11 protein-coding genes are annotated in these 11,780 nt (G+C 66.5%); 6 read left to right on the plus strand and 5 right to left on the minus strand.

From position 1 onward, the window contains the following. From KGM94_RS18225 to KGM94_RS18235, 3 genes are all read left to right on the plus strand, one after another. On the plus strand, nt 1–736 hold a 736-nt coding region (locus tag KGM94_RS18225; RefSeq protein ID WP_300262346.1), incomplete at its 5' end, for an adenosylhomocysteinase. Nucleotides 737–874: 138 nt separating this feature from the next. Next, nucleotides 875–2,338, plus strand: coding sequence for an NAD(P)/FAD-dependent oxidoreductase (locus KGM94_RS18230; protein ID WP_300262349.1), 1,464 nt, complete (start codon nt 875–877; stop codon nt 2,336–2,338). A 138-nt stretch (nt 2,339–2,476) separates the two neighbouring features. Next, complete coding sequence (locus KGM94_RS18235; RefSeq protein WP_300262352.1) at nt 2,477–3,406, plus strand: aspartyl/asparaginyl beta-hydroxylase domain-containing protein; 930 nt, start codon at nt 2,477–2,479, stop codon at nt 3,404–3,406. A gap of 82 nt (nt 3,407–3,488) precedes the next feature. Here KGM94_RS18235 and KGM94_RS18240 read toward each other — a convergent pair whose 3' ends face one another. The 3 genes from KGM94_RS18240 to galE all read right to left on the minus strand — a co-directional run bounded on the left by KGM94_RS18240 (nt 3,489) and on the right by galE (nt 7,173). Further along, a complete protein-coding gene (locus tag KGM94_RS18240) occupies nt 3,489–4,190 on the minus strand; it encodes a fumarylacetoacetate hydrolase family protein (RefSeq protein ID WP_300262355.1) in 702 nt (233 codons plus the stop codon). A 44-nt stretch (nt 4,191–4,234) separates the two neighbouring features. Continuing rightward, a complete protein-coding gene (locus KGM94_RS18245) occupies nt 4,235–6,043 on the minus strand; it encodes an ABC transporter ATP-binding protein (RefSeq protein ID WP_300262358.1) in 1,809 nt (602 codons plus the stop codon). A 116-nt stretch (nt 6,044–6,159) separates the two neighbouring features. Further along, complete coding sequence (gene galE / locus KGM94_RS18250) at nt 6,160–7,173, minus strand: UDP-glucose 4-epimerase GalE (RefSeq protein WP_300262361.1); 1,014 nt, start codon at nt 7,171–7,173, stop codon at nt 6,160–6,162. A 127-nt stretch (nt 7,174–7,300) separates the two neighbouring features. Here galE and KGM94_RS18255 point away from each other — a divergent pair, with 127 nt between their 5' ends. Further along, entirely contained in the window at nt 7,301–8,338 is a 1,038-nt protein-coding gene (locus KGM94_RS18255) for a glycosyltransferase family 4 protein (protein ID WP_300262364.1), read from the plus strand. A 12-nt stretch (nt 8,339–8,350) separates the two neighbouring features. Here the strand turns inward: KGM94_RS18255 and KGM94_RS18260 are convergent, their stop codons facing one another. Further along, entirely contained in the window at nt 8,351–8,950 is a 600-nt protein-coding gene (locus KGM94_RS18260; RefSeq protein WP_300262367.1) for a D-sedoheptulose 7-phosphate isomerase, read from the minus strand. Nucleotides 8,951–9,022: 72 nt separating this feature from the next. Then, nucleotides 9,023–10,090, minus strand: a complete 1,068-nt coding sequence (waaF, locus tag KGM94_RS18265) for a lipopolysaccharide heptosyltransferase II (protein ID WP_300262370.1) — start codon at nt 10,088–10,090, stop codon at nt 9,023–9,025. 173 nt (nt 10,091–10,263) lie between these two features. On the opposite strand from waaF, the gene rfaD reads away from it, so the two are divergent. Both rfaD and KGM94_RS18275 read left to right on the plus strand, forming a co-directional pair. Further along, entirely contained in the window at nt 10,264–11,244 is a 981-nt protein-coding gene (gene rfaD, locus KGM94_RS18270; protein ID WP_300262373.1) for an ADP-glyceromanno-heptose 6-epimerase, read from the plus strand. A gap of 23 nt (nt 11,245–11,267) precedes the next feature. Continuing rightward, on the plus strand, nt 11,268–11,780 hold a 513-nt coding region (locus KGM94_RS18275), incomplete at its 3' end, for a PfkB family carbohydrate kinase (protein ID WP_300262376.1).

An 11,780-nucleotide genomic window follows, 5' to 3' on the forward strand; every position in this document is an offset into this window, starting at 1 on the left:
ATTCGACAACCTCTATGGCTGCCGTGAATCGCTGGTCGACGGCATCCGCCGCGGCACCGACGTGATGCTGTCGGGCAAGGTGGCCATGGTCGCGGGTTTTGGCGACGTCGGCAAAGGCAGCGCTGCCTCGCTGCGCCAGGCCGGCTGCCGCGTCATGGTCTCCGAGATCGACCCGATCTGCGCGCTGCAGGCCGCGATGGAGGGCTACGAGGTCGTGACCATGGAGGACGCCGCGCCCCGCGCCGACATCTTCGTCACCGCGACCGGCAACAAGGACATCATCACGATCGAGCACATGCGCGCGATGAAGGATCGCGCCATCGTCTGCAACATCGGCCACTTCGACAACGAGATCCAGATCGCCAGCTTGCGCAATCTGAAGTGGACCAACATCAAGCCGCAGGTCGACGAGATCGAATTCCCCGACAAGCACCGCATCATCATGCTGTCGGAAGGCCGCCTCGTGAACCTCGGCAACGCCATGGGCCACCCGAGCTTCGTGATGTCGGCCTCCTTCACCAACCAGACGCTGGCGCAGATCGAGCTGTTCGCCAACAACAAGGACGGCAAGTACGAGAAGAAGGTCTACGTGCTGCCGAAGACGCTGGACGAGAAGGTCGCGCGCCTGCATCTCGCCAAGATCGGCGTCAAGCTCACCGAGTTGCGCAAGGACCAGGCCGACTACATCGGCGTCAAGCGGGAAGGCCCGTACAAGTCGGACCACTACCGGTACTGAGACACAAAGAGGCCCTGGAGCGATCCGGGGCCTCCTGCTTCGTGCGCGATTGCCAGGGAGGGCGGGCGCAACCTGCGGTTCTTGCGGGTTGACTGACTGCACGTGCGGTCGGACAATCGCAGGCGGCGGAGGAGAGCGATGCGGCAACCGGAACATTTCGACGTGCTGATCGTCGGCGCCGGCCTGTCCGGCATCGGCGCGGGTTATCACCTCAAGACGAAATGCCCGACCAAGAGCTACGTCATCCTCGAGGGACGCGACTGCATCGGCGGCACCTGGGACCTGTTCCGCTATCCCGGCATCCGGTCCGACAGCGACATGTTCACGCTCGGCTATTCGTTCAAGCCGTGGACCGATCCGAAGGCAATCGCCGACGGCCCGCAGATTCTGAACTACGTGCGCGAGACCGCGGCCGAGAACGGCATCGACGAGAAGATCCGCTATCGCCATCGCGTCAGGCGCGCCTCGTGGTCGACGCCGGATGCGCGCTGGACCGTCGAGGCCGAGCGCCTTGTCTCCGAGGGCGCGATCGAGATCGTGCGCTTCACCTGCAATTTCCTGTTTCTGTGCGCCGGCTACTACAAATACGAGGAGGGCTACACGCCGGAGTTCAAGGGCGCGGCGGACTTCGGCGGCCGCATCGTGCATCCGCAGAAATGGACCGAGGACATCGACTATGCCGGAAAGCGCGTCGTGGTGATCGGCTCGGGCGCCACCGCGGTGACGCTGGTGCCGGAACTCGCCAAGACGGCGTCGGACGTGATCATGCTGCAGCGCTCGCCGACCTATGTGGTATCGCGGCCCGCGCAGGACCCCGTCGCCAACAAGCTGCGCCGCAATCTGCCCGCACGGCTTGCCTATCATTTGATCCGCTGGCGCAACGTGCTGTGGGGGATGTATTTCTTCCAGCTCAGCCGCCGCAAGCCCGCGCGCGTCAAGCAATTGATCCTCGGCGGCGTCAGGATGGCGCTGGGCCCGGACTACGACGTCGCCACGCATTTCACCCCGCGCTACAATCCGTGGGACCAGCGGCTGTGCCTGGTGCCCGACGGCGATCTGTTCAAGGCGATCCGCGACGAGCGCGCGCGTGTCGTCACCAACGAGATCGATACCTTCACGCCGAAGGGCATCCGCCTGAAGGACGGCAACGAGCTGGACGCCGACATCATCGTCACCGCCACGGGTCTCGTGCTGCAGGTCGTCGGCGGGCTCGAGGTCAGCGTCGACGGTCGCCCGGTCGATTTCGCGAGCACGCTGACCTACAAGGGCATGATGTATGCCGACTTGCCCAACATGGCCTCAGCCTTCGGCTACACCAACGCGTCGTGGACGCTCAAATGCGACCTGACCTGCGAATATGTCTGCCGGCTCATCAACTACATGGACCGGCATAATTTTCGCCAATGCATGCCGCACAACGCCGACCCGACGATCACCCTCGAGCCCTCGCTCGACTTCAGCTCGGGCTATGTGCAGCGCGCGGTCGCGAGGATGCCGAAGCAGGGCTCGAAGCGGCCATGGCGGCTCTATCAGAACTACGCGCTCGACATCGTCAGCCTGCGCTTCGGCAAGGTCGATGACGGGGTGATGCAGTACTCGTGACGGCTCCCGGCCGGACCCTCCCTGCGTCGTCTTGCGTGTGCGGGCCGTAACCGGGCCAGCCTGTAACCGGGCCAGCCTTGCCGCTCGGGCCGGGGCGGGTTACACACCGTCCCTGGCCGGGTCACTGGGATCGAAGACATGCTGAGACAGCTCTTCGCGCCGCAACTCGTTTTCCTCTATGTGCTCGTGGCTTCGACGGTCTACGTGCACTGCCGCGGCAAGCTGAGGCTCCGCTTCGCCCGCCAGCTCGGCGATCACTCGACCTATCTCGCGCCCTACAATGTCCTGATGTATGCGGGCTCGGCCGTACCGAACGCGCCGGTGATCGCGGTCGAGCGGTTTCCCGAGCTCGAGCCGCTGCGCGACAATTGGGAGACGATCCGTGACGAGGCGGTGCGGCTGTTCGACGAGGGCTTCATTCGCGCGGCGGCGAAGAACAACGACTGGGGCTTCTATTCCTTCTTCAAGAGCGGCTGGAAGCGGTTCTACCTGAAATGGTACGACGACTTCCTGCCGTCGGCGCGCACGCTGTGCCCGAACACGGTGGAGCTCCTGAATTCGATTTCGAGCGTGCACGGTGCCATGTTCGCGATGCTGCCGCCGGGCGGCAAGCTGGGCGCGCACCGCGACCCCTTCGCGGGCTCCCTGCGCTATCACCTCGGGCTCGTCACGCCGAACTCGAACAAGTGCCGGATCCTGGTCGACGGCGTCGAATGCGTCTGGCGCGACGGCGAAGCCTTCATGTTCGACGAGACCTTCATCCACAGCGCCGAGAACGCGACCGACGTCAACCGCATCATCCTGTTCTGCGACGTCGAGCGTCCCATGAAGTACGGCTTCATGACCGCGATCAACCGCTGGGTCAGCCATCACATCGTCAAGGCGTCCGCGACCCAGAACGTCGAGGGCGAGCATGTCGGCGCGCTCAACAAGATCTTCGGCAAGCTCTATGAGGTCCATCTCCAGAGCCGCAAGCTCAAGGAATGGAACCGCAGCGTCTACTACACGCTGAAATACTCGCTGACCGTGCTGATCATCGGCCTGATCGTCGCATCCGCCTTCAGATAACGGCGCCGGCGAGAGCTGCCCGAATCAAAAGCCCCGGAGCGTGCTCCGGGGCTTCGTGTCGTCGGATGCCGTGGCCTGCGGATTATTCCGGCTCGCCGATCGACACCTTGAGCGTGCCGACGCCGTCGACGCCGCATTCGAGCTTGTCGCCGGGCTGGAGTTGGGAGACGCCGGCCGGCGTACCCGTCATGATGATGTCGCCGGCGGCGAGCTTCACCTGCTGGGAAAGCTGCCAGATGATCTCCGGCACGTTCCAGATCAGCTCGCTGAGATCGCCCTTCTGGGCTTCCTTGCCGTTGACCGTGAGCCAGATCTTGCCCTTGGTGGGATGGCCGATCTTCGAGGCCGGCTGCACCGCGGAGCAGGGCGCCGAATGGTCGAACGACTTGCCGATCTCCCACGGCCGCTCCTTCTTGCGCGAGGCGATCTGCAGGTCGCGGCGGGTGAGGTCGATGCCGACGGCATAGCCGTAGACGTGGTCGAGCGCCTTGTCCGCGGGAATGTTCAGGCCGCCGCTCTTCATGGCGACGATCAGCTCGACCTCGTGATGCAGATCCTTGGTCAGCGGCGGGTAGGGAATGGTGGCGCCGTCGGGCACCAGCATGTCGGCGTGCTTGGCGAAGAAGAAGGGCGGGGCGCGCTCGTCATTGCCCATCTCGCGGATGTGCTCGAGATAGTTGCGGCCGACGCACCAGATCCGGCGCACCGGGAAGGACTTGGATTCGCCGACGACGGGGAGCGACGGCTGCGGCGGAGCCGGAATGACGAAGGAGGCTGCGTTCATGAAAGGCCCTTTTTCGGCGGGTTTTGAAGGCGAGTTGGTCCTTGTTACGCGGTTGCGCCGGCCGGCGCCAGCGCCAGGGAGCCCGTGTCGTGGTGCTGCAGGCGGAAGAACGATGCGTAGCGGCCGCCGCGGCGCAACAGTTCGTCGTGCCGGCCGCGTTCGACGATCTCGCCGCCCTCGACTACCAGGATCGCGTCGGCGTGCATGATGGTGTGCAGCCGATGCGCGATGACGATGGTGGTGCGGTTCCGGCAGAGATGCTCGATCGCCTCCTGCACCTGCTTCTCGGATTCGGAATCGAGCGCCGCCGTGGCCTCGTCGAGCAGGATGATCGGCGCGTTCTTGATCAGGGCGCGCGCGACGGCGATGCGCTGCCGCTGGCCGCCGGAGAGCTGCGTGCCGTGCTCGCCGACCGGCGTGTCGTAGCCGAACGGGAAGCTCATGATGAAGTCATGCGCGCAGGCCGCCTTCGCGGCCGCGACGATCTCGTCCTCGGTCGCGTCCGGCTTGCCGAAGGCGATGTTGCTGCGGATGGTGTCGCGGAACAGATAGACGTCCTGGCCCACATAGGCGGTCTGCCGGCGCAGCGAGCGCCGCGACACCGACGAAATCGACTGGCCGTCGATCAGGATATCGCCCTCGCTCGCCTCGTAGAAGCGCAGCAGCAGCGCCAGCACCGTCGACTTGCCGCCGCCGGAGGGGCCGACCAGCGCGGTGACCTTGCCGGGCTCGGCCGTGAAGCTCAGTCGGTTCAGCACGGTCTCGCCGGCGCGATAGGCGAAGCTGACGTCGCGCAGCTCGATCCGCGCGTCGGTCAGCTTCAGCGCCGGCTTGTCGTCGTCGGAATGCTCGCTCGCCGGACTGTCGACCACCTCGAGCAGCATGCGCGCGCCGACCAGCTGGCTGTTGAGGTCGATGTTGAGCCGCGCCAGCCGCTTGGCCGGCTCGGTGGCCATCAGGAACGCCGACATGAAGGAGAAGAACTGTCCGGGCGTGGCGCCGAGCGCCACCACGCTGTAGCCGCCATAGAGCAGGCAGCCGGCGACCGCAAAGCCGCCGAGCATCTCCATCAGCGGGTTCGAGCGGTTGGCGACGCGGGCCATCTTGTTGGCGTTGCGCTCGACGACGGCGATGTTCCCGTCGATGCGGCTCTGCATCGCCTCTTCGAGCGTGAACGCCTTGACCGTGCGGATGCCCTGCAGGGATTCCTGCATCGTCTCCAGGATGTCGGCGGTGCCGGTGAACTGGTTGTAGGCGAGGCCCTTGATCCGCTTCACGAGCTTGCGCATCACCAGCATCGCCGGCGGCACGGCCACGAGGCCGAGCAGCGACATCAGCGGGTCCTGCCACACCATCACGCCGACGAGGGCGACCAGCATCAGGAGGTCGCGCCCGATCGCGTTGATCAGCATGTTGAGGACGTCGGTGATGGACTTTGCGCCGGCGGTGAGCCGCGCCAGGAATTCCGACGAGTGCCGCTCGGAGAAGAAGCCGATGCTTTCGCGCATCAGCTTGGCGAAGAGCCGGCGCTGGTTGTTGGCGAGGATCGCGTTGGAAATCTTCGACAGCGTCACCATGTGGCCGTAGGTCGTCACGCCCTTGACGAACAGCAGCAGCACGGTGACGCCGGAGAGCCTGGCGATGGCGGCGACGTCCTTGTCGACATAGGCCTTGTTGATCACCTGGCCGAGCACCCAGGTCGCGGTCGCGGTCGCGCCGGCGGCGATTGCCATCAGCACGAACGCGACGAGATAGCGCCGCCAATAGGCGATCCCCTGTTCCAGGACGAGGCGGCGAATCAGGATCGCGGCCCCATAGGGATCGTCGGTGATTTTCTTCGGGAACTGGGCCATCCGCATTCCATTGACGGCGCAGGACAAACCTGCCTGCGCGCCAGGGATCGAACGCCTCTGTGCCTGCTGCGAGGGTATTTTTCAAGCCCAATTAAGGGCTTGCGCACGCTGCGTTTCTAGGCGGAGGCCGCCTGCCGCACCTCGCCGCGGCGCTCGCGGAACAGCTTTTCCTCCCAGGCCAGCGCATGCGTCGCAATCGTCTCGAGGTCCTCGTATTGCGGCTTCCAGTCCAGCACGCTGCGGATGCGGCCGGTGTCGGCGACCATGGTCATGATGTCGCCGGGCCGGCGCGGCGCATATTGCACGGCGAAGCTGCGTCCCGACACCCGCCGCACCGCGTCGATGGTCTCGAGCACCGAATAGCCGCGTCCGTAGCCGCAATTGAGCGTCATCGAGGCGCCGCCGGCGCGCAAGTGGGCGAGCGCCGAGCGATGTGCCTGCGCCAGGTCGCTGACGTGGATGTAATCGCGGATGCAGCTGCCGTCGGGCGTCGGATAGTCGGTGCCGAACACGTCGATCTTGGCGCGCTGGCCGGTCGCGGCCTCGACCGCGATCTTGAGCAGATGCGTCGCGCCGACGGTGGCCAGGCCGATGCGCGCCTGCGGATCGGCGCCGGCGACGTTGAAGTAGCGCAGCACGACGTATTGCATGCCGTAGGCGGATGCGGCGTCGTGCAGCATGATCTCGGTCATCAGCTTCGAGGAGCCGTAGGGCGAGAGCGGCCGCGTCGGCGCGTGCTCGGGCACCGGCACCTGGTCCGGATTGCCGTAGACCGCGGCGGTGGAGGAGAAGATGAAGCGGTTGATGCCGCGCTTCATCGCCACGTTGAGCAGGTTGCGCGCAGTCATGAAGTTGTTGCGGTAGTAACCGAGCGGATCGCGCATCGAATCCGGCACCACCACGGAGCCCGCGAAATGGATGATGCTCTCGACGTCGTGCTGGGCGATGACGCCTTCGACGAGATTTTCGTCGCCGGCATCGCCGATGAAGAGCGGCACGCCCTCGGGCAAATAGGTGGAAAAACCGGTGGAGAGATCGTCGATCACGACGACGTCCTCGCCGGCTTCCGCCAGCGCCAGGACCGTGTGACTTCCGATATAGCCGGCACCGCCGGTGACAAGCACAGTCATGATCTCACCCGTCTCCCGATCGTTGGCCGATGTTAACGATTGCGCGGTGAAGAGGGGGTTTCGGCACCGCTGAACTGGTCACTATGCTTAATGTTGCGTATAGGAGGGCCGCTAAACGGAGCTTGATGTGGCCAATCCCAGCGGCGATCTGCAGTTGATCGTGCCAAATCTGCACAAGCGCTATTCCGGCGTGACCGCGACCAACCGCATGGTGGCGCCACGGCTCGCGAGGCTGTTGCGCGCCGCCTGGTTCGGTTCGGATGCGCCCGAGGGCATCGCGCGGCTGAGTGTCGGCGATCTTCTGAAGCTGTGGCGCCGGCCGGTGCCGCTCGTCTGGCACGCGCGGCGCAACAACGAGATGATCGCGGGCGTCGCCTTGCGCGCGCTCGGCTGGCCGTTGAAGCTCGTGTTCACCTCGGCCGCGCAGCGCCATCACACCTGGATCACGCGCTGGCTGATCCGGCGCATGGACGCGATCATCGCCACCAGCGACGTCTCCGCGTCGTTCCTGAAGGTGAGGGCGACCGTGATTCCGCACGGCGTCGACATCGACGTCTACGCGCCGCCCGCCGATCGTGCCGCCGCGTTCGCCGAGACCGGATTGCCGGGCCGCTACGCGATCGGCTGCTTCGGCCGCGTGCGTGCGCAGAAGGGGACCGACGTCTTCGTGGAGGCGATGTGCCGGCTGCTGCCGCGCTTCCCCGATTTCACCGCCGTCATCGTCGGCGCGGTCACGCCGGAGCAGATGCCGTTCGCCGCCGAGCTGAAGAAGCGCATCGAGGCGGCCGGCCTGCAGTCGCGGATCGTCATCACCGGCGAGTTGCCGATCGAGGCGGTGCAGCGCTGGTACCAGCGCCTGACCATCTATGCCTTCACCTCGCGCAACGAGGGATTCGGCCTGACGCTGATCGAGGCGATGGCCGCGGGCGCGGCGCTGGTCGCCTCGCGCGCCGGCGCCGCCGAGCTGGTGGTCGAGGACGGCGTGACCGGCGTGCTGACGCCGCCCGGCGACGTCGACGCGCTCGCCGCGGCGCTCGAGCCGTTGATGCGCGATCCCGCATCCGCGCTGGCGATGGGCGAACGCGGCCGCGAACGCGTGATGAAGAATTTCAGCCTGGATGCCGAAGCGCGCCGGATCGGCGACGTCCATCGAGCGCTGATCTGAGCGGGCCGCGCGTCAGCGCGGCGGTTCGCCCGCCATGACCTGCTCGACCGCGTCGCAGATGGCATGTCCGAAGGTGAGGTAGATCTGCTGGATGATCGGCGTGTCGTCGGTCGGCGCCATCATGAGGTGATCGCAGAGCGGGCGCATTGCCTCGCCCTTGCTGCCGGTGAAGCCGATCGTCACCAGCCCGCGCTCGCGCGCAAACTTCAACGCCTCGAGGATGTTCGGCGAGCGTCCCGATGTCGACAGCGCCAGCAGCACGTCGCCTGCGCGGCCGAGCGCCTCGATCTGGCGGACGAAGACGCGGTCGAAACCGTAGTCGTTGCTGATCGCCGTCAGCGCCGAGGTGTCCGTGGTGAGCGCGATCGCCGCCAGCGCCGGGCGTTCCTTCTTGTAGCGCCCCGCGAGTTCGGCGGCGATGTGCTGGGCGTCGCCGGCGCTGCCGCCATTGCCGATGATGAGGATCTTGCCGCCGGCCCGCAGCGCCCTGACCATCGCGTCCGCGATGGCGTCGGCGACTGCGCATAGCGCAGGGTCCTTCGTCGCGCGATGGAGCGCCGCCAGCGACTGGTCGAGATGCCTGCCGATCGGACCTTTGGACTGTTCGCTCACGGGACACCGGGACGGTTGAAGCTTAAGGGGTCTTGGTACTGAGGCGGCTGCGGCCGCGCAAGCGCGCTTCGCTCAGGTCGAGGCCCGTGAGACAGCCTCGCGCAACACGCGCTGGGCGATCTTGACGACCTCGGCGGCGGAGATGTCGCGCATGCAGCGGTGGTCGTTCATCCGGCAGACGGTGCGCTGGCAGGGCTGGCACGACAGGCGCGTCGCGCTCTGGACGGTGGCGGCAAGCCCGTTGAGCGGCGCCCAGAGATAGGGGCTGGTCGGACCGAAAATGCCCATGGTGGGCGTGCCCAGGGCGGCCGCGATATGCATCAGCCCGGAATCGTTGGAAATCGCAACGCTGGCCGCCGCCATCGCCAGAACGCCGTTGCGCAGGTCCGTGCCGGTCAGGTCGCGCACGCGGGGGCCGCCGGCGGCGACGATCGCGGCAGCCAGCGCCTTCTCCGCGGGACCGCCGACGACCCAGACGTCCAGTCCCTGCTCGATCAGCCGCCGCGCGGCCTCGGGGTAGTAGGGCCAGCGCTTGGAGGCGCCCATGGAGCCTGGCGCCAGCGCCACGGCGGTTCCCAGGCTCAAGCCCTGCGCCTGCCGCCAGCGGGCAATCTCCTCCGGCGGCACCCGCAATTGCGGCACGGGCCATTCGGGCGGCAGCGGCGCGCCGTCGGGCAGGGCAAGGACGGCATTCTTGTCGATGAAGCGGGGCAGCTTCCTCTCGCCCCAGCGCCATTGGTTGATCAGGCCGAACCGGAGTTCGCCGACGAAGCCGACCCGCTCGGGGATGCCTGCCAGGGTCGGTGCAATGGCGGCCTTCCAGGTCCGGGGCAGCACCAGGGCCGTGCCGTAGTTCCGCTCGCGCAGCAGCCCCGCCAAGCCGATCTGGCGGGCCACGGCAAGGCGGCTGCGGGGCAGGTCCCAGACGATCCCCCGGCGGACGCCGGGCATGTAGTCGACCAGCGGGGCACAGAGCGAGGTGGTCAGGAGATCGACCGGCCGGTTCGGCCAGCGCTCCCGGAGCACCCGAACCACGGTGTGCCCGCGCACGAAATCGCCGATCCACATATAGGGCACGATCAGGATCGGGCGGCTATCGTCTCCGTCCTGCATCCCAATAAATTGCGAATCTTGATTCATTTGTTAATGTAGCCGCGAGCGCATTCGGTGTGGCGCGTTCGGTAGCCGCTCCGCGCCGGCAGGTAAAGGCGGCTGAGCGGCCGGTCCAAAACCGCTTACACTTTGCCGGATCATGCGCTACGGCAGGACCGGGCCGTCGGGCGGAAATCGGGAAAGCGGGCAGGGAAGTCTTCATGTTGCTGGTGACCGGCGGGGCCGGTTTTATCGGGTCGAACGTCGTGGCCGCGCTCAACGAGGCGGGCCGCGCCGACGTCGCGGTCTGCGACCTGCTCGGCCATGAGGGCAAGTGGCGCAATCTGGCCAAGCGTCAGCTTGCCGACATCGTGCCGCCTGCGGACCTGCGCGCATGGCTGAACGGCCGCAAGCTCGATGCCATCATCCACCTCGGCGCCATCTCGGAGACCACCGCGACCGACGGCGACCTCGTGATCGAGACCAATTTCCGCCTCTCCATGCGCCTCTTGGACTGGTGCGCGGCGAACGGTGCGCCGTTCATCTACGCGTCTTCGGCGGCGACCTATGGCGACGGCGCCGCGGGATTCGACGACGACGCTTCGCTTGCGGCGCTGAAGCAACTCAAGCCGATGAATCTCTACGGCTGGAGCAAGCACCTGTTCGATCTGGCCGTCGCCGAGCGCCTCGCGCGCGGCGACAAGCTGCCGCCGCAATGGGCCGGACTGAAGTTCTTCAACGTGTTCGGCCCCAACGAGTATCACAAGGGCACGATGATGAGCGTGCTCGCGCGCCGGTTCGACGACATCAGGGAGGGCCGCGTCGTGCAGCTCTTCAAATCGCATCGCGAGGGCATCGCCGACGGCGACCAGCGCCGCGACTTCATCTATGTCGACGACGTCGTGCGGGTCGTGCTGTGGCTGTTGGCGACGCCGTCGGTCTCCGGCCTCTTCAACGTCGGGACCGGCAGGGCGCGCAGCTTCAAGGATCTCATCCTCGCCGCCTATGCGGCGCTCGGCACGCGGCCGAACATCCAGTATGTCGACATGCCCGAGCAGATCCGAGGCAGCTACCAGTATTTCACCCAGAGCGAGGTCGATCGGCTCTGCCGCGCCGGCTATAACGGCGGCTTCACGACCCTGGAGGACGCGGTGACCGCCTATGTCAGGGGCTATCTCGACCAGCCCGACCGCTTCCGCTGAGGGCCGCAACCATGCGGACACCGATGTTCGATTTCGATGCCCTCTCGCAAGCCATGACGAGCCGCACCGTGCTGTGCGTCGGCGACCTCATGCTCGACGAGTTCGTCTATGGCGAGGTGTCGCGGATTTCGCCGGAGGCGCCGGCGCCGGTGATCGCCGCCCAGCGCAGCGAAAGCCATATCGGCGGAGCCGGCAATGTGGCGCGCAACGTCGCAGCCCTCGGTGGCCGCTGCATCTTCGTCGGCCTCGTCGGAGAGGATGATGCCGGCAACAGGCTGAAGGCCGCGCTGGCGGAGCAGCCGGACATCGAGAGTGTGCTGGTCTGCGATCCCACCCGGCCGACGACGCGCAAGGTGCGGTTCGTGTCGGAGCATTTCTCCACCCACATGCTACGCGCGGACTGGGAGCAGGCGGCGCCGGCTTCGGCCGAGATCGAGCAGAAGCTGATCGAGGCGATCCTGCCTCAGATTTCCCGCGCCGACATCGTGCTGTTGTCCGACTACGCCAAGGGCGTGCTGACGGCGCGGGTGATCCGC

The organism is Bradyrhizobium sp. (genome assembly GCF_028868675.1).
GTDB lineage: Bacteria > Pseudomonadota > Alphaproteobacteria > Rhizobiales > Xanthobacteraceae > Bradyrhizobium.

Coding starts and splice junctions, on each gene's coding strand:
- KGM94_RS18230 (WP_300262349.1), top strand. CDS start 875: ATGCGGCAACCGGAACATTTCGACGTGCTGATCGTCGGCGCCGGCCTG.
- KGM94_RS18235 (WP_300262352.1), top strand. CDS start 2,477: ATGCTGAGACAGCTCTTCGCGCCGCAACTCGTTTTCCTCTATGTGCTC.
- KGM94_RS18240 (WP_300262355.1), bottom strand. CDS start 4,190: ATGAACGCAGCCTCCTTCGTCATTCCGGCTCCGCCGCAGCCGTCGCTC.
- KGM94_RS18245 (WP_300262358.1), bottom strand. CDS start 6,043: ATGGCCCAGTTCCCGAAGAAAATCACCGACGATCCCTATGGGGCCGCG.
- galE (WP_300262361.1), bottom strand. CDS start 7,173: ATGACTGTGCTTGTCACCGGCGGTGCCGGCTATATCGGAAGTCACACG.
- waaF (WP_300262370.1), bottom strand. CDS start 10,090: ATGAATCAAGATTCGCAATTTATTGGGATGCAGGACGGAGACGATAGC.
- rfaD (WP_300262373.1), top strand. CDS start 10,264: ATGTTGCTGGTGACCGGCGGGGCCGGTTTTATCGGGTCGAACGTCGTG.